Genomic DNA, 23,608 nt, shown 5'->3' on the forward strand with positions numbered 1-23,608 from the left:
GTTAGAATACGCGGTAATTTTTACTGGTAAGTGAGCAACAAGTGGTAGAAAGCGCCCAATTTTCCCGGCAACTCCTGCATCCCAAACACTGGCCCCTGTGGCTGGGTGTCGGTCTGATGCGTCTGTTAAGTGCCCTGCCGCTGCGCTGGCAGATGGCCATGGGAGCCGCCCTCGGCCGCACCGCCATGAAACTGCTCGGCAGCCGGGCCCATACCGCCAGGCGCAACCTGGAGCTGTGTTTCCCCGACATGCCTGCCCCCGAGCGCGATGCCCTGCTGAAACGCAATTTCGAGGAAACAGGTAAGGCGATCTTCGATACGGTCAATGCCTGGTGGTGGAGCGATGCCCGCATCCAGCGCCATATGCAGCTTGTTGGTCGCGAGCATGTGCAACAGACCATAGACGCCGGCCAGGGAGTTATCCTGTTTGCGGTTCACTGCCTGCCGCTGGAGATGGGCGCCCGGGTGTTCGGCCAATTCAAGGCCGGTATAGGCGTCTACCGGCCGCACAATAATGCGGTGATGGAGTATTTGCAGGTCAAGGGCCGGATGCGCTCCGCCAAGGGCCTGGTGCCCAAGCGCGATCTGCGTCAGATGGTGCGCTGCCTGCGCAGTGCCGAGGTGATCTGGTACACGGCCGATCAGGATTTTGGTCGCTCCAGCGCCGTATTTATTCCCTTCTTTGCCGTACCCGATGCCGCCACCATCACAGGAGCCACTACCCTGGCCAAGCTTGGCAAGGCAAAGGTACTGCCCTTCTTCGTGGAACGTTGTGAGGACGATAATGGCTACCGGATTGAGATCATGCCACCCTTGGAGGATTTCCCCGGTGAAGATGAACTCAGCGATGCCCTGCGCGGCAATGCCATAGTGGAGTCACTCATCGGCCGCAATCTGTCCCAGTACATGTGGCTGCACCGGCGCTTCAAGACCCGCCCGGATCCCAAGGATCCTTCCCTGTATAAGTAACCCCGGTTTTTCTCCCGTGCCACCATTGCTGTGCCACAACAGCCTTGGGTGGCACTCTTATCTCCCTGACATAAACAGTGCACAAAAGACAACCAGTGTCACAATGACACTGTAATTGTATTTTTAACAGCATAAAACAATGTCATATCGACACTATCTAATACACAAATACACCTATGACATTGTATTTAAACAATTAAACATATTGGCATGATAGCTGCTATATAGGGACATCATTAATCCAGGATCGGAGAGACCCTATGTCCCGACTCAAGCTCACGGTCATCGCACTATTGGTAGTGCTGGTGACCTCCTTCAGCATACTGCTCAGTATCGGCAGTGATATTTACCGTGATAAGCCCCCTATTCCCGAAGCATTTACCGATGCCCAGGGGCAAGTGCTGTTCAGTCAGCATGACATAGAAAGGGGTCAACTGGTGTGGCGCTCCATGGGCGGCCACCAGCTGGGTTCCATCTGGGGCCATGGCTCCTACGTGGCACCTGACTGGACCGCAGACTGGCTGCACCGCGAGGCCAATGCCTGGTTGGACATCAGTGCCAAGAAAACCTATGGCACAGATTTCGCCTCTTTGAGCCGTTCCGAGCAAGCAGGCCTGGAACAGGCCATGCGTGAAGATCTGCGCCACAACAGCCTGGTGGGTGAAGAGCATATTCAGATACCACTGTCGGCCACCCGCATTGAAGCCATCCACGAAGTACAGCGCCACTACGATGCCCTGTTCGGTGACGATCCTGCCCTGACCCAACTCAGGGATCAGTACGCCATGAAAGAAGGCACCATTCCCGATGCCGAGCGTCGTGAACAACTGAGCGCCTTCCTGTTCTGGGGTGCCTGGGCCGCCATTACCGAGCGTCCAGGTACCGACCATACCTACACCAACAACTGGCCCTACGATCCTCAGCTGGGTAACACCCCTACTTCCAGCAACATTGTCTGGTCTATCCTGAGTATCGTGACCCTGATTGCCGGTATCGGCGCCCTGGTGTGGCACCACGCCTCAGGCAAGGAAGAGTCCCTGCCAGAGCCTGCAAAACAGGATCCCCTGCTGAGCCTGCGCCCCACCCCATCACAAAAGGCGGTCGGTAAGTACTTCTTCACCGCCATTGGCCTGTTCCTGCTGCAAATTCTGCTCGGCGGTATCACGGCCCACTATTCGGTGGAAGGCCAGGCCTTCTACGGTATCCCGCTGTCTGAAATCCTGCCCTACTCGGTTACCCGTACCTGGCACACCCAGTTGGCGGTATTCTGGATCGCCACCGCCTGGCTCGGCACAGGTCTCTACATAGCCCCTGCGCTTTCAGGTTATGAACCCAAGTACCAACGCCTGGGCGTGAACGTGCTGTGGGCAGCGCTGGTGGTTGTGGTACTGGGCTCCATGGCCGGTGAATGGCTCGGCGTACAACAATACTTCGACCTGGATACCAACTTCCTGTTCGGTCACCAGGGTTATGAATACGTGGATCTGGGCCGTGTATGGCAAATCCTGCTGCTGGCCGGTCTGATGATTTGGCTGACCCTGGTCACCGCCGCCATCCGTCCAGCCCTCAAGGTGCGCAACGACATGACCCCGGTCACCTGGGTGCTGTATGCCTCCTGTGTCGCCATTGGTCTGCTGTACGGTGCCGGCCTGTTCATGGGCAAGCACACCAACCTGGCCATCGCCGAATACTGGCGCTGGTGGGTAGTGCACCTGTGGGTGGAAGGCTTCTTTGAAACCTTCGCCACTTCGGTTATCGCTCTGGTACTGGTACGCCTGGGTCTGATCCGTGCCCGCAGCGCCAACGGTGCCGTAATGTTCGCCACCGCCATCTTCCTGACCGGTGGTCTGATTGGTACCCTGCATCACCTGTACTTCACAGGTACCACTACCTCTGTCATCGCCTGGGGCGCCATCTTCTCCGCCCTGGAAGTAGTACCTCTGGCTCTGATCGGTTTCGAAGCCGTGGAAAGCTATCGCATGCGCAAAGCTGCCCCCTGGATGCAACGCTACCACTGGGCCATCATGTTCTTCGTCGCCACCGCCTTCTGGAACCTGGTGGGTGCCGGTATGCTGGGCTTCCTGATTAATCCGCCCATCGCCCTGTACTTTATCCAAGGCCTGAACACCACGGCCACCCACGGTCACGCCGCCTTCATGGGTGTGTACGGTATGCTGGGTATGGGTCTGATGCTGGTGTGTCTGCGCGGTCTGAGCAACCAACTGGTATGGAACGACAAGCTGCTCAAGGGCGCCTTCTGGACCCTGAACCTGGGTCTGGCAGCCATGGTGTTCATGTCGCTGCTGCCCGTCGGTCTGACCCAGTTCTTCGCCGTACTCGAAAACGGTTACTGGTTCGCCCGCTCTCCAGAAGTACTGCACAGTGCCCGGGTTGAGTTCCTGGTGTGGATGCGTGTGGTTGGCGACGTCATCTTCAGTATCGGTGGTCTGCTGATGGGTGCCTTCCTGCTGAGCCTGCTGCGTCAGCTGGTGACCAAGCGCGTCACTGGTGGCCGTCCGGTCACTGCCTGAGTTGTCCTTTGATGCCGGCGCCCCGGGGCGCCGGCTTTTTTTTGTCAAAATGACAATGAGCCGAGGAATAGAGTATGCTGTCAGTCATTCAAGCCACTGAGAAAAGCGCAGTCACCATGGCCCTGAGTCAAACCGTACTGACCCGGATAGCACTGGACATCACCTCGGGCCTGTCCCACAGGGACAGGTTCGCCCGCCTGGTGGATACGGTGAAACTCCACCTGTTATGTGACGCCGCGGCGCTGTTGGAATTCCGCGGCCAACATTTTGTGCCTTTAGCCACCGCCGGTCTGGCGGAAGATGTGGCTGGACGTCACTTTGTTATCGGCGATCACCCCAGACTGGAAGCCATAGCCCGCGCCGGCGATCTGGTGCGCTTCCCGGCGGACAGCGATCTGGCCGATCCCTACGATGGTCTTATCCCCAACCAGGGTGAGCAGCTGAGGGTCCACGCCTGCATCGGCCTGCCGCTGTTTGACGGCGAGCAGCTGATAGGCGCCATCACACTGGATGCCTTCGATCCGGCCCGATTTGATGGCCTGAGCGATCTCGACCTGCGGGCACTCGGCGCACTTGCCGCCGCCTCGCTTAAAAATGCCCTGCTGATCGCCAAGCTGGAACAATTGTCCCTGGGCAGCATGGCCAGTGCCCTGCCGGACAACAGCCATAGCAAACACACAGAGCTGCTGGGCCAGACCCAGGTGATGGAAACCCTGCGCCAGGAAATCCAGGCGGTGGCCGCCACCGACTTGAGCGTGCTGATATTGGGGGAAACCGGTACCGGCAAGGAACTGGTGGCCCGGCAACTGCATCAGTTATCACGGCGGGTCAATGGCCCCCTGGTGTACCTCAACTGCGCCGCCCTGCCGGAATCCGTGGCCGAGAGCGAGCTGTTCGGTCATGTGAAGGGGGCCTTTACCGGTGCCATCAACCACAGGAGCGGCAAGTTCGAAAGTGCCGACAAGGGCACGCTGTTTCTCGATGAAATTGGCGAGCTGCCCCTGGGGCTGCAGGCCAAGCTGCTGCGGGTGCTGCAATACGGCGATGTGCAGCGCATCGGCGATGATCGCAGCCTCAAGGTGGACGTGCGCATCATTGCCGCCACCAACCGGGATCTGAAGCAGGAGATACTCGCCGGCCGCTTCCGTGCCGATCTGTACCACAGGCTGAGCGTATTTCCGCTGCATGTGCCGCCGCTGCGGGACAGGCTCGACGATCTGGGCTTGCTGTGCGGCTATTTTCTGGAGCAGAGCCGCCAACGCCTGGGACTGACCCAGCTGCGCCTGAGCCCATCCTGCCTGTCGAAGCTGCGCCAATACGACTGGCCCGGCAACGTGCGCGAACTGGAACATGCCATCCACAGGGCCAGCGCCCTGGCACGGGCAGCGCTCAAGGACGCCGAGGCCGACACTGTGCTTATCACCGAGGCCCAGTTTGAACTGACGCCCCAGGGCGCCATGGCGTCACCCCAGTCCACCCAGGGGACCCAGGAGTTCAATTGCCAACTCCCCCTGAAACAGGCCTTGGAAGATTTTCAAACTCACTATATTAATCAATGTCTTGTGCAGGAAGATCACAATTGGGCCGCCTGTGCCAGGCGTCTGGGACTGGATCCCGGCAATTTACACCGTTTGGCCCGGCGTCTCGGGTTAAAATAAAAGCAGGTCGCAAGGGCCGTGGCTATTGAAATTCGACGCCAAATAGGGAAGGATGCGTGCTTTGCCAAGGCGGCAAAGCGGCAGGGTCCGTCGACATTCCGGATGTATCATCGACGGCAGGAAACAGAGAAGGTCATGAGCAAGGGTTTTAAAGCAAGTTTGGTAGTGGGTTTAATGTTGGCATGCCAGTCGGCCATGGCGGTGATCTACCCGCTGCCACCGGCAAACAGTCGTCTGGTGGGCGAAGACAGGCATTATAAGGTGCCCGAAGGCAAGCATACCCTGGAGGAAATTGCCTCCAAGTTTCAGTTGGGTCTGTCCAACATGCTGGAAGCCAATCCCGGCGTTGATCCCTTCCTGCCCACCCCGGGCAGTACGCTGATAGTGCCACACCGACTGATCCTGCCCGATGCCCCCCGCGAGGGCATAGTGATCAACGTGGCCGAAATGCGCCTCTACTACTATCCCAAGGGCAAAAAAATCGTCCAGGTGCTGCCCATAGGCATAGGCCAGCTCGGCACCGACACTCCGGAAAACTGGGTGACCAAGGTACAACGCAAGCGCGCCAATCCCACCTGGACCCCCACAGCCAAGATGCGCAAGGAATACGCCGCCAAGGGCGAGATCCTGCCGCCCGTGTGGCCAGCCGGTCCCGATAACCCCATGGGTCTGTATGCCCTCTACATAGGCAACCTGTATGCCATCCACGGCACCAATGCCAGTTTCGGTATTGGCCTCAGGGTCAGCCACGGCTGCGTGCGCCTGCGGGAAGATGACATAGAAATGCTGTTCAACTCAGTGCCGGTCGGTACCCGGGTCCAGTTCGTCAACCAGCCCATCAAGGCCACCGCCGAGCCCGACGGCTCCCGCCTGCTGGAAGTGCACCAACCCCTGTCCCGCTCGGTGGAAGAGTTTGAATCCAACGAACCCGCGGTGCTGAGCCTCAGCCGCGACATAGGCCGCTTCGTGGCCCACGCCGAAACCGACTCCTTCGTGCTCAAGCGCCTGCTGGAAGACAGGACCGGGATAGTCACCCGAATCAATCCCTGAGTTGGGCGGGCACAACCCGCCCCCTCTGCAAAAGCCACCTGTAACCCAGGTGGCTTTTTTGTTGGGCCCCAGCCCGAGGGTGAATTCGGCGCTATTGGCTTAAGTCCTGCGCCCAAAGAGGCTTACACACTGGCTATCTTGAACCACGTCTAAACATCCACCACTGGATGCAGTTAATCACCTGCGGTGGGCTTTCGCACTGCCACCCCAGTGACACGCTGTGAACCCTTCCATGGGCGCTCAACGGCGACATCCATGTCGCCGATGGTCACTGGTGCGGCAGTGCTGGCTATTTGGAGTTCCACTCCAGCCACGACGGAACAGGCGAAATATTTACAAGCTGAAAAGCAGCGATTGCTAATGGTGCTCCCGTCGAAGATGGCGGAAATTAACTCATAAACTCAAAGAGGTATTGCAAAGTCTGACTGTTGCACCGATTCCCCCCTTCGGAGCCGCCGAGGGCGTTGGGCAAGAAACGGCAACAACCGAGGCAGGACGCCGAGGTAGCGACAGTCGAGCATGGAGGCGAGTCTGTCGCGTTGGCCGTTTTGTAGTGGTCTAATAATTCCGGACACCCATTAAGGTGGTAAAATTGCCACACTAAAAGAGGTGTTCAATGACCAGAAATCGTCGTACTTATTCGCCAGAGTTCAAGCATGAGGCTGCTTGCCTGGTACTCGACCAGAATTATTCAGTTCCGGAAGCCTGCCGTGCAGTTGATGTGGGTGAAACCGCCATGCGCCGCTGGGTTGAGCAGTTGAGAGCGGAGCGTGGCGGGCTGACGCCAAGTTCCAAAGCGCTGACACCGGAGCAGCAGAAAATTCAGGAATTGGAGGCCCGGATTAACCGCCTTGAGCGAGAAAAGGCAATTTTAAAAAAGGCCACAGCTCTCTTAATGTCGGACGAACTCGAACGTACGCGCTGATAGACCAGTTGAGGGAGCATGGTGCAGTCGAATTGGTCTGTTCAGTGTTCGATATCGCTCTATCCAGTTACTACGAATACAGGCAACGGCAACAAGGCCCTGACCCTGAGCGCATGGCGCTGCGCAGCGACATCAAGCGGCTGTTCCGGCTCAGCCGCGGTGCTGCCGGCAGCCGTACCCTGGTCCGGATGATGCGGGAGCTGGGGTATCGTATCGGTCGCTTCAAGATCAGAAGATTGATGCAGGAAGCCCAGTTGATAAGCAAGCAGCCCGGAGCTCACGCCTACAGACAGGCCACGGTTGAACGACTCGATATCCCAAATCGCCTGAGCCGTCAGTTCAAGGTGAGTGGCCCCAATCACGTCTGGTGTGGGGATATCACCTACATCTGGGCGGGCAGTTGCTGGTGCTATCTGGCGGTCGTGCTCGACCTGTACCGGCGTCGCGTGGTCGGCTGGGCGCTGTCGGATAAACCCGATGCGACATTGGCAACCAAAGCGCTGACCATGGCGTATGAACAACGGGGACGACCACAGGGTGTAATGTTCCACTCCGATCAGGGCAGCCAATACACCAGCCGCCAGTTTCGGCAACATCTGTGGCGTTATCGTATGACCCAAAGCATGAGTCGCCGCGGCAACTGCTGGGACAATGCACCGATGGAGCGCTTGTTCCGCAGTTTGAAAACCGAGTGGGTACCCGTGACCGGATATAGCTCCAGGGGAGAAGCAATGAAAGATATCAGTTTTTACCTGATGGACTACTACAACCGGCGACGGCCCCACAGCTACAACGCTTGGTTGCCCCCTGCGCGAGCAGAAAATCAACCTAACTTACAGTCCGGAAATTGTTGACCACTACATTTCGCCCATAAACCCGAGGGGCTTTCGGCTCCGGTTGGGGGCGGCTGGGGGATTGGATAAGGGGGCAAGTCCGCACTGCCCCCTTTCCTCGGGTGTGGGGTGAAGCCCCACGACTTTGTGCCGCTGGCACAGCGGCTATCTTTTGCTTTCGTGCAACGTCGGTCAGAGGAAATACTAAATCCCCGCGAGGCCCCAGAGGACTATGGAGAACGACACGATTATATGCTTTTTCGAGACAACTGCAGCGATTAAAGTGCTGGCGCAGTCTTTCTAAAAGTCTTTAAGACTGATTATTACGCATCCATACACATAACCTGAAAAAGCTAAAAACTACGGCTTAGAAATCAGTTAACGCAGCCAGCAAAGATGAATTCAAATACTAAGCAGCAGCTTTTTGAGTCCATCAGGATGACATTGTTAGTTTCAGCGATTAGAGATTTTGACATCCCCGATAATGTTAGAACTATTGAAAACCATCATCTGAGGTTTTACCGGGCTTCTAGAACCAAGCACATTAGCCAAGCAAGACATTAACCCAAGTACTTCGTGACAGTATTCAAGCCCATCAATGTAGTCATTTTCCTCTTCACCCGCTCCTACATACTTTTTGAATTGCTCCTCAAAATTTTCAAACAAGCTTCCGTTGGCTCTAGATGCTGAAATTTTATGAGGGTTACTAGGGATTGGGCAGCAAATATATGGTAACTCTCCACCTGGAATCTCAATCTTTTTGGTGATGGCGTACAGCTTCCTTTCTGCTTGAGCAAGAGGCGCGGAATGAACGACCAAATCTCGATAGTCACCGAGCTGCTTTAACCAGCCCATATCACTTGTCATTAAATTCAACTCTATTGCAATTGGGTCTTCCAATTCTTGGTTATTTAAGACATGCTTTTTCAACCCAGAAAGAGTTGTAATATTAATATGTTTTTTACTTTCTACTCTATCAAATACAAAGTTGGCGGCAAATTCAGATAAGTAATCTCTAAGAATGCAAATATCAATCAAAAAGGACTGAATTGAGAGGTAGCAAAGCCATGTATATCCATTCATAAACCTTGTATTTGAGTTAAAATCCTTATCTTCTGAAACAGAAACAAGTTGAGCATGATAGCTATCTGACAACTCCTTCAGTCTCCAGCCGCATACCTTAAGCTGCTGAGATATTCGGCTACCCACATCCCATAGTCTCCCATTCCTAGCCTTGTGTGCTCCAGTACCAATGTCGCTCCAAAGGCGAGCACTTTCTGCATTCCCCCAGACAGTGTTATTAGCACGATAGAATGATCGCCATTCAGGAATATCTTTGCCATTAAACTGACCAGAGTGAGTAAAGAACTCAACACCTAAAATTGGTAATCCAATACTTTCAGACATGCTGTATAGAGCTGCGTAAGTAGGTGTTTCGAAAGAGGCTAGTTTTCCATTGACAGCTTTGGGTAATATTTCAACTGGGGGACCATATTCATTGACTACTCGAATACCACCAAGAGAATGAGCAACTCTAATTGATCTCCATTCTGCTCCCACGATTAATTATCCTCGAGTTTTATTTTCAGTCGAGACGCCATCACCGCTGGCGTCCTTTGAATCTGATTATTTCTGAGAGGCAATCTAACCTAAACCGCCCTCGGGGTAATTTAACTCACCTCTGGTGCGAGCAGCGCCAAAAACTCTGCCATTACGGCACTGTTGGCCAGCACCCGCTGGTCAAACACCTGCTTCCCTGGGGTTTCGCTGCACATGCCGAAGCGGGCGCCGCTGCGTACCAGGAAGGATTCAAACGAGGTATCGAAGTGGTTGAAGATCACCCCATCCTTCACCGCCAGGCCGTCTATTTCCCCTTCCATGGCCAGCGGGAAATAGTGCCCGAGGGCATCGCGCAGGCGCAGGCTGAACTGGCCCGGCAGCTGGCTCGGTTCAAAGGAATACACATAGGTGCGTTCCTCAAGCACGTCCTCGTGGCAGGTCAGTATGCCGTCGCGGCTGGCGGCTTGCAGCAGGCGGGCATGTTCCAACAGCAGCTTGCCTTCGTCCGAAGTGTCGTCATTGCTGGCGGGGCGACCACCTTCCAGGGCATAGCCGCGGTTGGGATTCTGCCCCTGCAGGTTGAACCTGTGGCCGCGGCTGAAGCCGGTGGGATTGACCAGGGGCAGCAGGCTGAGGTTGACCCGCTCGAACAGGCTGGCATCTATGCCGGACAGGAAATGCAGCATGCCCCAGGGACCGGCGGCCTCTTCGCCGTGGAAGCCGGAACTTATCAGCAAATTGGGCGCCTGGGCCTTTTGCGCCGGAGACTGATACAGGGTCACGGGATGGGACCCGGCCTTGCCCAGGGTGCGGGCACTGAGCCCCAGACGCTGCACCTCCTCTTCCAGCTGAAGATAAAAACGGGCAATGTCCGTGCTCTGACAATCGAAAATATCGCTGTGCCAGGAAAAACGCTCAAAGGGTGAACGGGTCAACATGGATGAAAAAATTCCTGCGAAGTGGCAAACCTTGCCATGATAGCAGCAAAGGTGAAAAACTGAATGTGATTCAACAGACTTGGAGAGGGACTTTGTCTGCTTTTGCTTACCTCGCACGTAGCGCCGCCATACTGCTGCTGTTTGCACTGCCCGGCCTCCCGGCGGTGGCGGAGGAAAACCCCGGCCTGGATAGTCTGGCGCTGAAGCGCATGGCCCAGCCATTGGTGCAACTGGACGGCCAGGTCAGCAGCCGCCGCCTGGATAACGGCCTGCTCATCCGTTGGCTGCCTTTGGCCGGCCGCCACAGTGCCAGCATCGCCAGCCATGTGGCCGTGGGATCCAGACATGAGACCGCCGGGCAAACCGGTTACGCCCACCTGTTCGAACACATGCTGTTCAAGGGCAGTGACAGGGCCCCTGGTGACAGTTACGGCGCCTGGCTCGGCAGCCTGGGGGCCAGTTACAATGCCCGCACCCTGTTCGATGCCACCGACTTTTATCTCACCCTGCCAAGCCAGGCCCTGCCACTTGGGATCATGCTGGAAGCGGATCGGCTGATGCAACCCAGCCTCAGCGATGAGGGCCTTGGCAACCAGCAGGCCACAGTGCTGGCGGAAATGGCCCAGACCATAGACAACCAGCCCTATTTCCGGGTCGCCATGGAATTCCTGCTGGACCAGGCCAAGGACACGCCCTATTCCCACGCCATCATAGGCTCGCGCCAAGACATAGAGAATGCGACCCCAGCCAGCCTGCGGGCCTTCTACCACAAACACTATCGCCCCGATGCGGTGACGGTGGCCCTGGCGGGGGATATCAGCCCCGCTGCCATCGAGGAGTTGGCACAGGCATTCGGTCCCTGGCTAAACCCGCCCGGCGACGCCCCGGAACCGAAGACATCGCCCCGGGGGCAAAGACCGGGGCCAATCCAGGGGCAGGTGACGGATGAGAGGGCCCCCTGGCCCGGACTGCTGCTGGCCTGGCCCACGGTTGGCCGCGGCCATGCCGATGCCGAAGCCGTACGTTTGCTGGAGCTGCAGCTGTTCCAGCGATTGGCCAATGAGCTGGAACGGGCCGGCATCGCCGGTAGCGACAGCCTGCTCAGTTATTCGCTGCCGCTGACGATGGAGGAGTTCGGCATGACCAATCTGGTGCTGGTGCCAAGGGCGCGCACCAGTCTGGATACCTTGGCCGAGCGGATCGAGGCGCAGCTGGCCCGCCTTGCGAGTGAACCTTTAAATGAGCGTGAGCTTGGCAGCCTCAAGGTCCTGTGGCTCAAGCAGCGTTTGGCGGCAATCGAACACACAGAGTCGCTGGCTCTGCTGCTGGCGGACGTGGAAACACGCGACCTTGACCATCCCCTCTCAGGCCCCTGGCAGCGGGTAGATACGCTGGACAGCGAAGACCTGATGCGGGTGGCCCGGGAGTATTTTCAGGAACGGACTATCAGGCTGGATCTGCAGCCGGGCTGGTCCACCCGATTCGGCAAGGGGCTACTGGAATTACTGCCCGCGGGCGTGGCCGACACACTGGAGGATCTGGCGCTGTGAAATTCTGGATGATATCCCTGCTGGCGCTGACGCTCTGCGCCTGTCAGCAAACCCGGGAGCAGTACACAGAGGTGATGCCGCCACAGCTGTTCACACCGGCGCAGCCGCCAATGCAGGTACAGGTGCCGCCACCGCCACCGCTGACCGTTGCTTCCCAACAATTGGCCAGTAGCGTCTACGGCCACTGGCGTGAGCAAGGCTCTGGGCCAGAAGAGACCCGGTTGCAGCTGGTATTGCTGCAAACCGGTGCCATTGATGGTGCCCAATGGCTGGCGGCGGCGCTGCAACAGCAGCTGCGCGACCTGGCCCTGGACAGCGCCGATGCCTGTTATGAGTCCATTGCGGTGCAGTACAGCCTGCACAGCCTGGTGCTGGAGGCAAACTGCCCGGAGCGCAGCGATCTTGGCCTTGGCCCCATGATCAGCGCCTGGCAGCAACTACCCAGGGACTTTGAGCGCTTGAGCCGCAGCGTACGGCTGCAAAAACATATCGAAGCCTTCAGCGGCCGTGACATAGAAAGGCTGTGGCGCCAGGCGGTGCTGGGGCAGAGCCATCCCTATCTCAGGGCCCTGGAGCAGGAAACACCCAAAGACGAGGGTGAGCTGGCCCGCTGGCGACACCAGGCACTGGCAGGTGGCAGCTGGCATTTGCTCACAGGCGCCGCCGCCCATTTGCCAGCCGCTTCCAGTCCCCTGGTGGCAGCCCTTGGCAAACTCAGCGGCAACAAGCCCCGCCAAGGTACAGCCAAAGCCGGCTTGCTACCCGACAACAACCACAAGCGCATACTGCTGCTGGACTCGCCGGGGGCGGTACAGAGTCAGGTCCGCCTTGGCTATGCCTTGGCCCCCGAAGGTGACAGCCGCAATTGCGAGCTGCTGGCGGCCCTGCTTGGCCGGGGTGGCAGCGGCCGCTTGTATCTGGACTTAAGGGAGCAACGTGGCCTCACCTATGGTGTTTATGGCAGCTGTATCGACAATCCCTTAAGCCGCAGCCTCAAGTTTCAGGGGGCCACAGCCACCCTGAGTACCGGCGCCTTCGTGCGCGGCATAGTCGACCACCTGGCGCTGTTGGCCGCCAAGGGCAGTACGGAAGCAGAGTTGCGGCGGGCAGAAGGCTTCCTCAACGGCCACGAATGGCTGTGGCAGGATGCCCCCGGTGGCTGGCAAACCAGATATCGCCATCAACTGGAGCGCGGTCGCAGCAATGGCCATGCACCGCGGGAGCTGGCGTTATTCAATAGCGACAACGCCGCACTGCTGGCCCAGGCCCCCATCATAGTGATCAAGGGCGATGCGGCGCGGATAGAGGCCGACCTCAGGCAAGCCTTGCCGGATTTCCAGTTACAAAGAGCCGAGTGACCGGCTATTCGAGTTGGCTGCTCTGCTCCTGGCCGGCATCCGCCTGGCCCATTTGCAGCAACAGGGTATTGGCGGCATCCATGGCCTGTTGATCTTCAAAGGCGATATCCTTGGTCATGGTCTCATCGGAAGCCGGTTCCAACTGCGCTTCGGCATTGACAACCTGGGACTGGGAAAGCGTCTCGGCCTGGGGTTCATCCTCAACCTGGCTCGGCGCTGCCTGGGACTGAGACTTTAGCTGAGGTGCAACTAAAGCGGCCTCGACCTGCGGCTGCGTCGCTGTGGCCTCGGTTTGGCTCAGGGCCGCGCCGATATCGCCCAGCACATCCTGTTGCACGCCATAGCCCAGGGCGGCCACCAACGCCATGCCGGCGAGGATTTTCAGCGCCGGGGCCGAACTGCCAGTGCGCGCCGTTGGATCCGGGCAGGGGATATCGGCAACGGGCAAGCTCTCGGGATCCGGCCCCTGGCTGCGACTGCCGATAAACTGGCCACCTTCCACTATTTCCATGCTGTTACAGGCCACTTCCGCATTCACCACACCACCGGCCTGTACCACCAAACGGTTGCAGCTGAGTTTGCCGTTGAACTGGCCATTGACCCTGAGTTCCTGACAGCAGAGTTCCCCCTGGATCTCACCGCCGGTTTCAATCATCAACAGGCCGGCAGCGCGAACCTTGCCCTTCAGCTTGCCGGCCACCAGGGCCGAACTGTCCAACTGGATCTCGCCATCCAGCAGGGTGCCAGGGCTGATATAAGTAACACCTTTGTTTTTGCTGCCGTTTTCACTCATGGTAGATGGTTTCCTGTCCTTTGGTCTTATTTTGTGGCGCAAATGTTAATGCAATTGCGCCGATAAAAGAAGCATTCACTGCCAGCTGGTGTGCCGTGCCCATCAATATCGACTTGAGCAGGGGTATCCACTGCCAATGGCATTTTTGTATGCTAGTCTCAGCGGCATACAGGGAAGGTATGGATTATGGCTATGGATACTTCAGTGACTCAAACACGACGAAACCCGAACATTGATGCCATCCGCGGGCTGGCGGTGCTCGGGATCTTCTTTATCAATATCCATTACATGGGCAACACCTTGGTCGGCTATGTACCAACCGAGCCCCCCGCTACCTTGGATCTGCCACTTGAAATACTGACACGAATGCTATGCGAGGGGCGCTTTATTGGCCTGTTCACCTTGCTGTTCGGTGTGTCATTACAACTGCAATACCAATCGTTGCAAGGTCGGGGGATCTTGCCGGTGCCACTGCTAAGGCGGCGCCTGGGGTGGTTGATGTTATTTGGCGCCTTGCACGGCCTTCTGCTCTGGCCCGGCGATATACTGCTGAGCTATGGCATCAGTGGCATGTTGGCACTGAGGTATCTGCAATCGGACCAACGCACACTCTGGCGCCACTCTGGCTTATTTCTGGCCATTTCACTGTTGGGATACACGCTATTGGCCTTGCTCCCGGACGATAGTGGCGAACTCAGTCGCAACAGCACCACCTTCAGCGCCTTACAACAACCCTGGATTAGTAACTATTGGGAGCAACTACAACAACATCTGACCATGGAAGGTTTTATGCTGGCCATATACCCTTTCACCATGCTCTGGTACAGCTCAGGTATGATGTTGCTTGGTATGGCACTCTATCGCAGTGGTATTTTCAATCATGGCTTTGCCCATGAGCATGGCTACCGTCTGTTGGCTCTTGCAGCGCTGCTGGGGGGATTGGACCTGTGGCTGCTGTTCGCCGCAGGGCCCTTGGGACAAAGTTTGGCGCAGATCAGTGTAATCTATGCCGCCATACCTGTTTCTCTGCTTTACGCCCATTTGCTGATTGCTTGGTGCCAAGGTTCTGTAGATCGCTGCCGAGCGCTGCAGGCTGTGGGGCAAGTGGCACTCAGCCTGTATCTGTTGCAATCTGTGGTGGGGATCTTGTTGTTTAGATACCTGTTTTCTGATTGGCTACAACAGTTTGATCGTATTGAATATTTAATCACGGCCTTGATTTGGGCCGGGATACAATTGTGGTTGGCCTCGACCTGGCGCCACCATTTCAAGCAGGGTCCCATGGAATGGTTGTGGCGTCGTTTAACCTGGGGAGCGAATCAGGCATCCAATGAAATCCGGTTCAATTCAATGGCCGGCAAGTCAAATGCGGAGTAATGGGGAATCAATGCCAGCCAATTTACAGGACAAAAGAACACACAATCAGGGACGCTTGAGCCAGTGGCAGGATGACAAGGGTTTTGGCTTTATCAGCCCCCTGCCCGCGGGCCCAAGGATCTTTTTACATATCAGCGCACTGACCGATACCGGGCAGCGCCCCAAGCAGGGAGACCTGCTGGAGTTTGTGGCGGTGAAGGACAGTGACGGCCGGCTCAAGGCCAGGCGGGCACGGCTGCTGCCGGAATCGGCAGCTATAGTGCCGGCTCCGGGCCCCAGAAAAATCAAAAGCAAGACCCCAAAAGTGGCCCGCAGGCCGGGCAAGGCACAGCCCAAGGGCCGCCTGGGGCGCGCCCTGTGGCTGGTCAGCATTTTTGCCCTGGTCTTGGCGACGCTGGCGTGGCACAAACTGATCCCCATCTGGTTACCTGGCGTGTATCTGCTGCTGAGCCTGCTGGCCTATGCCGTCTATGCAAAGGATAAAAGCGCAGCCCTGGCCGGTGACTGGCGCATCAGCGAGGGGCATTTGTTGCTCTGGGCCCTGCTCGGTGGCTGGCCCGGCGCCCTGATTGCCCGCCACCATTTGAGTCACAAGTCCCGCAAGCTGAGCTTTCGGCTGGCCTTTGTGTTTTGCAGCACCCTGAATCTGTTGCTGCTGGGACAGGCTATCAGGGGCCAGTGGCTGACGCCCTTTATCTGAAGGTCGCGCTAGCTGAGTGCATTGAGGCTTGCCAAGGCGGCCGCAATTGACTAACGTCTTGAATCAATTGCCCAACCATTCAACCCATTAACATCAGAGAACTTTTATGAGAATGCTGCTTGCGGTCCTGGTCATAGCCGGGGTTATTTTTTATTTCTTCACCTCGATGAATAACCAAAAAGCCTCCCAGGCCAATGCCGAACTGGGCAAACAATTTCTGGCGCAAAACGCCAGCCAGGAGGGCGTAAAGACCACGGCATCGGGCTTGCAGTACCAGTTGCTGACCCAGGGCCAGGGCAGCGCCCAACCCAAGGCCAGCGATACGGTCAAGGTCCATTACGAGGGACGACTGATAGATGGCACTGTGTTCGACAGCTCCATCGCCCGCGGTGAGCCGCTGTCCTTTGCCCTGAACCGGGTCATCAAGGGCTGGACCGAAGGTCTGCAACTGATGCACGAGGGCGACAAGATGCGGCTGTTTATCCCGGCCGAACTGGGCTACGGTAACCGCAGCGTCGGCAAGATCCCCGGCGGTTCGGTGCTGATTTTCGACGTGGAACTGCTGGCCATCGAAGCCAAGCAGGGCTGATATTCCCGCCATAAAAAACGCCGGCTAATGCCGGCGTTTTTATTTCTTAGCTCTTTATGGGACTAAATCAATTAGCCTTTGCAGGGCCACAGCAGCTGTGGCTTGCCTGTGGCCTGGGCCTGCTGTTGCCTCTTGAGCAACTCATCGGCAGGCAGATCCTTACTGAGAATAACCAGCTTTTCATTGCCCTTGAGTACCGCCAGCGCCTGACAATCGGCAGGCTTGGCAATACTGATGCTGGCGGCAGGCACAGAAGCCAGGCTGGCCCAATCCCCGGTTTGCACCTGTTCCAGCAGCAGGGTGTCCAGTTGCCCCTCCATACCGGCAAAGCTGGTTATACTGCTGTGCTCCAGGGTGAGAAAGCTGACCGAACTTTTGCCAAGGCCTGCGAGACTGGCAATGGTGCCACCACTGAGACTCAAGGTATGCAGATTGGGAAAAGACGCCAGATCGGCAAAACTGCCGACGCTTTGCCCCTTAAGTTTACAGCTGAGCATATCCAGCTCCAGGGTATCCTTGATGCCCATCAAACTGGCCATTTGGCTGACACAGTCGGCCATAACGGGATCGACAAAGCGGACATCGCTGATGGCCATGCTCTGGCTGATGTCCGCTGCCTGCTGCCAGTCACCGCTTTCATCCACAACACTTGAATCGTCTTCTGCCGGCTCATCATCGATGACGGCGGGTTCGTCTTGCGACAGTGGCAGCATGTCAACATTTTCGGACTGGGACGGCTCAGGCAATGAGGTTCCGGAAAGCGACTCGACCAAGGCCCTGGCCACTGAGTCCCCCTTGGTGCCACTGAGCCCGTCAACCAAGTGCGGCGCCCCATCCTGAATAACACACAACCTGAAGCTTGAGGCCAGCTCCAGCAAGCTCACGGCCTTGCTCTGGCCCAGGTTCATGTCCATCAGGGCGGCAAAGGCCGCCTCATTGCTGTTAAGATTGGCGTAGCCTTCGAGCCGTCCCAGATACTCATCCAGCTCGGCGATATTGGTTTCAAGGGTTTGGGCCTGAGTCACTGTTTTACAGTGGCTGCCGGATGGCATTTGCTGCTGCAAATGCTGCAAATGCTCCAGGAATTGGCTGGCCAGCGCCCGCTGACTTTTGGCCTCACGACCAAAGCGTCCTGGCCAGCCTTCCTTCAGCAACGCCAGTGCATCACCGTCGAGCCGGGTTAAGCCGTCACGAAAGCCGGGATCTTCCCAGGCGCGCCTTTGTTGCCGGCTCGCCTCAATCAGCGGCCCGGTTTGGCGATCGAACTCAGTTAACAGCGCCTGCGGATCGGCAGCGGCCTGCACCATGGCAGCCATGGTCAGGCCTGTGGACAGTATCAAAACAGCCATCTTATGCATTTGTCTATCGACTCCCAATCCCATACTCTGCTCTCAATTTGTCCTCAATCGGCTCCCAATCCGACTCGTTCGCCAGGTGGTGAATGTACTTGCAAGACGCCTGTGGTCAAGCAACCACGCTGACCACAGGCAGACCTTTACAGGTTTTTAAGGTGCTGATAAATAACCGGGCTGAAACTTTCCTCATAGGTCAGCCACAGCCAGTTTATCTCGCGGGTATCGAAGGGTTTGAAGATATCCACTTCCATCAGCTTGTCACCACTGATCAGATAATCCTCCCCCAGATCCATTTCAGCCATACCTGGCATACTGCTGGCAATGGTATCTATATGCACCAGAGGCTCGCCACTGGGACTGGTGGTCAGATGCCATTGGTAAGTCTCGGCGACACCCTCATCAATGATAAAGGTGTCGTCCGATACCAGCTTGAAATGACCCTCATCAACGACGTAGGGCCACAGGGTAGACAAGAGATCCATGGAGGTAAGTGACTCTGCATTCATGGCCGGCATGGGGTAAACCGAGGCGGCATCAAAGCGACACATCACCTCCTGCTCCATGCGGTAATTGACACGGTAAATGGTGTCGGGCCAGGTCAGCTCGGTCAATTTGTACTCCTTGGGCAAGGAGGCTATCAGAGTCTGCCACTGGGGATCACTTGAGCTGAACTTATCGACCGTGGCCGTCACAGGCACGAAGGTCCAGTCGTACACCCGGGTGAGTGTGTTGTCGACAATAGTGGGTTGCGGCGCTTCATAGCCCCCGGAAGCACTGTTACCAACCCAGCGGGACAGCTTGGCATTCCAGCATGACATAGGGTCGTCTTTACCCGCATCCCATTCCTCAGTCATCAACTTGCCGCCCATCAAGTTGACAAACAAACTTTGATGGACATCCCCATGCCTGAGTTCGGCCATGCTGACATCCCCGTGGGTGTACAGGCTGAACAAATGACTTTCGTCATCATCTTCATTTTCGGTCTTTTTCAATATGTCCCAGTCGGCATCCGACATCAGCCTGGCATCTATGGGGGACGTGATATAGCCCAAATTCATCAGGGTATCGCTCACCCTGTATCTGAGATTAAGCGGATCCGTATCCAGCCAGGCCTGTACCGACAAACCACTGGCGGCCGCCAGATCCAGCGCCAGCGGTTTCAGCGCCAGCAGGGTTTCCTCCGCTGCCAGCACCTGGCTCAACTGACCGGCAATCAAGCCTTCGATATGTTTGCCTATGGCCATGATCTCGATTAAGGCCTCGGTGGCAGACTCGGCGGCACCCAGGTGATAGGGCGCATCCTCGCCGGTGCCGTACAGGGACATAATTATAACCTTGAGCCTGGCCTCAAGCTGTTGCAACTCGGCGGTACTGGCGCCCGTTTGCTGCAACGTATACAGGCGGCGAAATTCAAGGTCGGTCAAGACATTGAGCTCTCCCCCGTGGCCCTTGCGGGCAAAGATTTTATCCTCCGCCAAGCCACTTGCCTGCGCGGCACTGACTCCAGGCAGCTCAGCCACCCTCAGGGGACTTGGTACCTTGGCCGCGGCAACCACGGGCAATTGTGCTATCAGGCTGTATTCGGGGTCAGCCACTTCACTTTGCCATTCGAGTTGGTAATGGCCGTCGCTGTCGCTGGTTGCCGAAGGCTCATCGGCATCACAGTCCTGGTTGGCGTTGAGATCGGCACAAATCAGCGCACCCACCAAGGCACCCTGTACATTGGCACTGCCGCTGATCTTATGGCTGTATTCGGTTGGTGCGGGCGGTTCCACCGGCGTTGGCGTTTCGACTTTGTCCGAGCCACCACAGCCCCACAACAGGCCGCTGGTGATGGCTAATCCGAGATAATGGCGTTTCAGCATGAGAGTTCCTTTCAATTCTGAGGTAAACGGAAACAGACAGGGGCAACCTGGTTGCCCCCGTGAATTAAGCTTGCTGTGAAATTAGAAATAGAGGTTTTCGACCGATTTGCCGTTAACCAGCAGTTCGCATTTATCCGCCGTGCTGTTTTTGGACGATTGAATAATGCCGGCGATGGCGCCGAATGCACCACCCTGCTGACCTAAAATGGAGCCGAAATAGCAGTTGCCTTTAATGGCAAAATCCTTGTATTTGGCATTCAAATTCTGGGTTGGTGTGTAGGGAGGAAAGCTGCCCTGCATTATGGGATCGCCATTCACAGTCAAAATCAGGATATTTTTACGCTCGCTGTAACTGCCGCTGAATTTCAGGGTTTGGCCGTCGACTTCAACCACTTTTTCCTGGGGGATCCTGGGTGCTTCGGTAGATGCGCAGCCGCCAAGCAGCGTGATGGCAGATGCCAGTGCGAGATAGCTCAATTTCATTTGGAAAAATCCTTTTTATTACCGTATGGAAGATTTAAATAATCCGTTATTTTTGGCCGTTGCATCTTAAAGACAAGGAATTGGCTTTTGAAGTCATGCCACACAAAATCAGTCTTATAGAATACAAAAAACCGCCTTTTTTACTATATGACATGACCTGTTCAGCATCAGATTACCCATGGAATTTAACATTGGCATGGAAAGGCATAAAAATCTTCATCACAGCAGTGGCGCTGAAAATCGGCGAAATCTAAGGCCAAAGTGCCTCACCAGTCTTAGGCCACACCTTGATGTCCGTAAACATGTGCGAGAAGCGCAAGTAGGTAAAAACCAATAATTCGTCCGTGTGTTTACTGATTTTGTAACTCATGGAATTTCAAATCCGAATAAATTAGCCACCCAATATTCAGCGATTTAACTGTTAACCATCAGGCATTATGCGCCACGCGTTGTCCTTAATACGCTTAAAGGTACAACCTGAATTGCCATGGCCCTTACCGGATTTATATTCATAAAGAATGCTGATACCGGCTTTGTCCGGATTGGCCAGCTTAGCTATGGAAATACTGGTTTGTCGGTAATCAGACTTATCCACCTCATGCCTATATTTAGCAACCAAATCCTGTAACGCATTGGTCAAGCCAGGATGATTAAAATAGGCCGGATCGGTGAAAGACTTAATGGCCTCCATGTCCTTCTTATCCAGTGCAGAGCGGAACATCTGACATTGCTCCAAAAACACAGGGTCCTGGTTATCCTTGGCATAAAAGCCGAAGTGCTCGCTCCCGGCATGGGCTGAGAAGGAAAAGATAAGCATCATAACTGGAACAGAGGAAAAGCGCGGCATACACATCCTTATGCTTTAAAGCGCTATGGACATCAATGTCATAGCGGAATTTTGTCCCGCTATTTTTCCCTTAAGCAGCCGTCATCACAATAGCACCTAAGTATTAACCCAAATGCCGCATCAGACCTTTATACGTTTATACGCTTATGCGCGTGCCTAAGGTCAATGCCAGTGGGCAGCAATCATGACCAGGTTGAATACCAAGGTGGTGGCCGCCAGCGCGATAATAAAGACAACCAATCGCTCTCTGGGGGCCGGCTGTTCGATAAGCTCCACGGGATAATCAAAAAATATCGCCAGATAGAGCAGGCTTCTATGGGGGTAGGCCATACCGGAAAGCCGATAATGCTTGCCGTTGTGCAAGTGAGCGGTTACACCATGGACCCGCTTGCGTTTCCGCCTTTCACTGAAATAACTGACCCAATGGAAAGTGATTTTTTCAATCTCAGCCCTGGGTATAGTGCTGTTGCCGCCGCAGATATGCTGGGGCAACCTGATACAGTGACGGTTGAAAATGACTTGTGTATTGGCGTCGAGATCCGCCTTGTTGATGGACAACTGGCGCCACACCCAGCGTTTGCGCCAGCTCAAATACCCCAGCAACCAAATCAGAGTTATACCCCCGGCCGCAATCAATGCGGCAACAGAACCGACACGGCTCAGTACAAGGCCCAGCAGGAGCACGGGAATGGCAGAGGACAATAACAACAGCTCCTGCCTGAGTGGCAGTGCCGTAAACCCAAGTGCAACCGGCAACCTGAATTCATCTTCCTGACGGATCCTGAAATACTTGCTTTTAAAGCTGATATCAAACCATTTGAGGTCATTGAGCATGTACTTCAATGAGTGCATCCCTGCTGTTCCTTCTTCTTGTGTAACTGATATAGCCAGCCGTGAACCGGCATTTCATGGTGTGGTAACCTGAGATAATTAATGGAAAAGGGGCTGGCGCCCCTTGTTCATTTACCGATACCCCACCCAGACTCAGATATCCTGGGATATCAGAGTCTCAGCTCTCTGAAGTACCAGTTATCACCAATCCGTAAGAACTTGCAACTGGTTGAGTGACCACCGCCTCGCTCGTTATATATTTGAAATAACAATTTTTTCCTTCCACGGCGCCAAGACGTTCCTTTTCAATCTTGGCCGGTTCCACTGGAGTTATTCCGCTAATAATTGTGTTAGTCGGCTTTCCCTGATAGGTACCCATGTACTCTTGATGTCTTGCGGCCAACTCATTTTTCAACACCTTCTCACCAAAAATGCCCAACCAAGGTTCAGGAAAGGCCGCCACATAGGCATCAAAATCTTCATCCCTATATACGTCCAACATTCCCATACAACGTTGTACCAAAGGCTCTTGGCTGAAGTCCTGTGCCGGGGCTGAGGCATTGGCGAAGCCAGACGTGACCAATAAAAACAGCGTCAAGAATGGGCATTTCATGTTGAAAAGTCCTTTTAAGTTGCCATTTCAATTAAAAAAGGAAAGCCGGTCGGCTTTCCTTCGAGTCTGCACTGGCGCAATAGCTTCGTGCTACACAATAGGCCAAAGCTCATGCTTCTGTCTCACAGGCTTGCCATGTACCAATTACCGGAGTCCTTTTCCTGCACAAAATAACAAGCCGGCTTAAAGGTGGGGCCATCTTCAATCTCGATCTTGGGCTTCACCAGCACTTTCTTGACTATCTCAAAAGGTAGTCCCCGATCACTTTCGGTGATGGCTTCCTCCTGGGAGCTTAATATCTCCACGGAAGAAAACTTTTTTGCTCTATAATTTGCGCGGTTCTTCATGCTTTTGCCCAAATATTTTTTGAACAAATTGAATGCCTTTTCGTTTTCTTTCATCGCTGGATGATAATAGGCCAGTACAGCCTCCAAATCTCCTGCAATCATGTCCTTTTGCAGTGCGAGGCATTTTTGGTTGAGCGCTTCATAGCTTTCGGCCTGCACCGAACAAACAGGCAAAAGAGCAATGGCCCCCAATATGAGTACATTTTTCAGCATAAATTTTTCCTCCACCCATGAATGCTTTACTGCAACTGACATAAATTTTCCTGCAGGCTCAATGTGCCAGTTCCACTATGGCAGATAATTATATCCCGGCTGTCAGGGACAAAATATTATCCTTTCGGGTGTATTTGAGTGGCAGGAGAGTAATAGACATAAAGGGGCAATGGGATGTCAACCAAGGGTAAATAACTTCCGGCAGTGAATCAGGGGATTATTTT

Annotated in this window: 20 protein-coding genes; 10 read left to right on the forward strand and 10 right to left on the reverse strand. The window is 55.4% G+C overall.

The window, feature by feature from the left end; translation table 11 throughout:
• Positions 1-41: 41 nt before the first annotated feature.
• The 5 genes from JYB84_RS14305 (at position 42) to JYB84_RS14325 (ending at position 7,986) form a co-directional block, all read left to right on the forward strand.
• Entirely contained in the window at positions 42-968 is a 927-nt protein-coding gene (locus JYB84_RS14305) for an LpxL/LpxP family Kdo(2)-lipid IV(A) lauroyl/palmitoleoyl acyltransferase (protein WP_207320701.1), read from the forward strand.
• A 260-nt stretch (positions 969-1,228) separates the two neighbouring features.
• Positions 1,229-3,499, forward strand: a complete 2,271-nt coding sequence (locus tag JYB84_RS14310; RefSeq protein ID WP_207320702.1) for a nitric-oxide reductase large subunit — start codon at positions 1,229-1,231, stop codon at positions 3,497-3,499.
• Between the two features lie 116 nt (positions 3,500-3,615).
• Positions 3,616-5,157, forward strand: coding sequence for a nitric oxide reductase transcriptional regulator NorR (gene norR / locus JYB84_RS14315; RefSeq protein ID WP_207323247.1), 1,542 nt, complete (start codon positions 3,616-3,618; stop codon positions 5,155-5,157).
• Between the two features lie 135 nt (positions 5,158-5,292).
• Entirely contained in the window at positions 5,293-6,207 is a 915-nt protein-coding gene (locus JYB84_RS14320) for a L,D-transpeptidase family protein (protein WP_207320703.1), read from the forward strand.
• 616 nt (positions 6,208-6,823) lie between these two features.
• Positions 6,824-7,986 (forward strand): IS3 family transposase gene (locus JYB84_RS14325; RefSeq protein ID WP_207320704.1). Its coding sequence is split into 2 segments (ribosomal slippage): positions 6,824-7,079 and positions 7,079-7,986, totalling 1,164 coding nucleotides; the frame shifts between segments, so codons are not numbered across the junction.
• A 432-nt stretch (positions 7,987-8,418) separates the two neighbouring features.
• Here the strand turns inward: JYB84_RS14325 and JYB84_RS14330 are convergent.
• Positions 8,419-9,525, reverse strand: a complete 1,107-nt coding sequence (locus tag JYB84_RS14330) for a hypothetical protein (RefSeq protein WP_207320705.1) — start codon at positions 9,523-9,525, stop codon at positions 8,419-8,421.
• Between the two features lie 110 nt (positions 9,526-9,635).
• Positions 9,636-10,463 carry an N-acetyl-ornithine deacetylase gene (locus tag JYB84_RS14335; protein WP_207320706.1) on the reverse strand — a complete coding sequence of 276 codons (828 nt, stop codon included), beginning with the start codon at positions 10,461-10,463 and terminating at the stop codon, positions 9,636-9,638.
• Between the two features lie 92 nt (positions 10,464-10,555).
• On the opposite strand from JYB84_RS14335, the gene JYB84_RS14340 reads away from it, so the two are divergent.
• Together JYB84_RS14340 and JYB84_RS14345 are read left to right on the forward strand one after the other, a co-directional pair.
• Positions 10,556-12,013 (forward strand): M16 family metallopeptidase, encoded by a 1,458-nt coding sequence (locus JYB84_RS14340; RefSeq protein ID WP_207320707.1) that lies wholly within the window; start codon positions 10,556-10,558, stop codon positions 12,011-12,013.
• The gene (locus tag JYB84_RS14345; protein ID WP_207320708.1) at positions 12,010-13,371 is read left to right on the forward strand and encodes an insulinase family protein; all 1,362 of its coding nucleotides are present in this window, start codon (positions 12,010-12,012) and stop codon (positions 13,369-13,371) included. Before JYB84_RS14340 ends, JYB84_RS14345 begins: the two co-directional genes overlap by 4 nt.
• A gap of 4 nt (positions 13,372-13,375) precedes the next feature.
• Here the strand turns inward: JYB84_RS14345 and JYB84_RS14350 are convergent, their stop codons facing one another.
• The gene (locus JYB84_RS14350; protein ID WP_207320709.1) at positions 13,376-14,164 is read right to left on the reverse strand and encodes a bactofilin family protein; all 789 of its coding nucleotides are present in this window, start codon (positions 14,162-14,164) and stop codon (positions 13,376-13,378) included.
• A 204-nt stretch (positions 14,165-14,368) separates the two neighbouring features.
• On the opposite strand from JYB84_RS14350, the gene JYB84_RS14355 reads away from it, so the two are divergent.
• The 3 genes from JYB84_RS14355 (at position 14,369) to JYB84_RS14365 (ending at position 16,830) form a co-directional block, all read left to right on the forward strand.
• The gene (locus tag JYB84_RS14355; protein ID WP_207320710.1) at positions 14,369-15,541 is read left to right on the forward strand and encodes a DUF418 domain-containing protein; all 1,173 of its coding nucleotides are present in this window, start codon (positions 14,369-14,371) and stop codon (positions 15,539-15,541) included.
• Positions 15,542-15,551: 10 nt separating this feature from the next.
• Positions 15,552-16,241, forward strand: coding sequence for a cold shock and DUF1294 domain-containing protein (locus JYB84_RS14360; RefSeq protein WP_207320711.1), 690 nt, complete (start codon positions 15,552-15,554; stop codon positions 16,239-16,241).
• Between the two features lie 106 nt (positions 16,242-16,347).
• The gene (locus JYB84_RS14365; RefSeq protein ID WP_207320712.1) at positions 16,348-16,830 is read left to right on the forward strand and encodes an FKBP-type peptidyl-prolyl cis-trans isomerase; all 483 of its coding nucleotides are present in this window, start codon (positions 16,348-16,350) and stop codon (positions 16,828-16,830) included.
• 71 nt (positions 16,831-16,901) lie between these two features.
• On the opposite strand, the gene JYB84_RS14370 is transcribed toward JYB84_RS14365, so the two are convergent.
• The 7 genes from JYB84_RS14370 to JYB84_RS14400 all read right to left on the reverse strand — a co-directional run bounded on the left by JYB84_RS14370 (position 16,902) and on the right by JYB84_RS14400 (position 23,426).
• A complete protein-coding gene (locus tag JYB84_RS14370) occupies positions 16,902-18,179 on the reverse strand; it encodes a hypothetical protein (RefSeq protein ID WP_207320713.1) in 1,278 nt (425 codons plus the stop codon).
• 146 nt (positions 18,180-18,325) lie between these two features.
• A complete protein-coding gene (locus tag JYB84_RS14375) occupies positions 18,326-20,050 on the reverse strand; it encodes a hypothetical protein (RefSeq protein ID WP_207320714.1) in 1,725 nt (574 codons plus the stop codon).
• An 81-nt stretch (positions 20,051-20,131) separates the two neighbouring features.
• Positions 20,132-20,533: a hypothetical protein gene (locus JYB84_RS14380; protein ID WP_207320715.1), complete on the reverse strand. Its 402-nt coding sequence runs from the start codon at positions 20,531-20,533 to the stop codon at positions 20,132-20,134.
• 421 nt (positions 20,534-20,954) lie between these two features.
• Positions 20,955-21,380, reverse strand: a complete 426-nt coding sequence (locus tag JYB84_RS14385; protein ID WP_207320716.1) for a hypothetical protein — start codon at positions 21,378-21,380, stop codon at positions 20,955-20,957.
• Positions 21,381-21,542: 162 nt separating this feature from the next.
• Entirely contained in the window at positions 21,543-22,232 is a 690-nt protein-coding gene (locus tag JYB84_RS14390) for a hypothetical protein (RefSeq protein WP_207320717.1), read from the reverse strand.
• A gap of 157 nt (positions 22,233-22,389) precedes the next feature.
• Positions 22,390-22,824 (reverse strand): hypothetical protein, encoded by a 435-nt coding sequence (locus JYB84_RS14395; RefSeq protein ID WP_207320718.1) that lies wholly within the window; start codon positions 22,822-22,824, stop codon positions 22,390-22,392.
• Between the two features lie 122 nt (positions 22,825-22,946).
• Complete coding sequence (locus tag JYB84_RS14400) at positions 22,947-23,426, reverse strand: hypothetical protein (protein WP_207320719.1); 480 nt, start codon at positions 23,424-23,426, stop codon at positions 22,947-22,949.
• Positions 23,427-23,608 lie beyond the last annotated feature (182 nt).

Source organism: Shewanella cyperi (assembly GCF_017354985.1).
In the GTDB taxonomy this organism is placed as follows: Bacteria; Pseudomonadota; Gammaproteobacteria; order Enterobacterales; family Shewanellaceae; genus Shewanella; species Shewanella cyperi.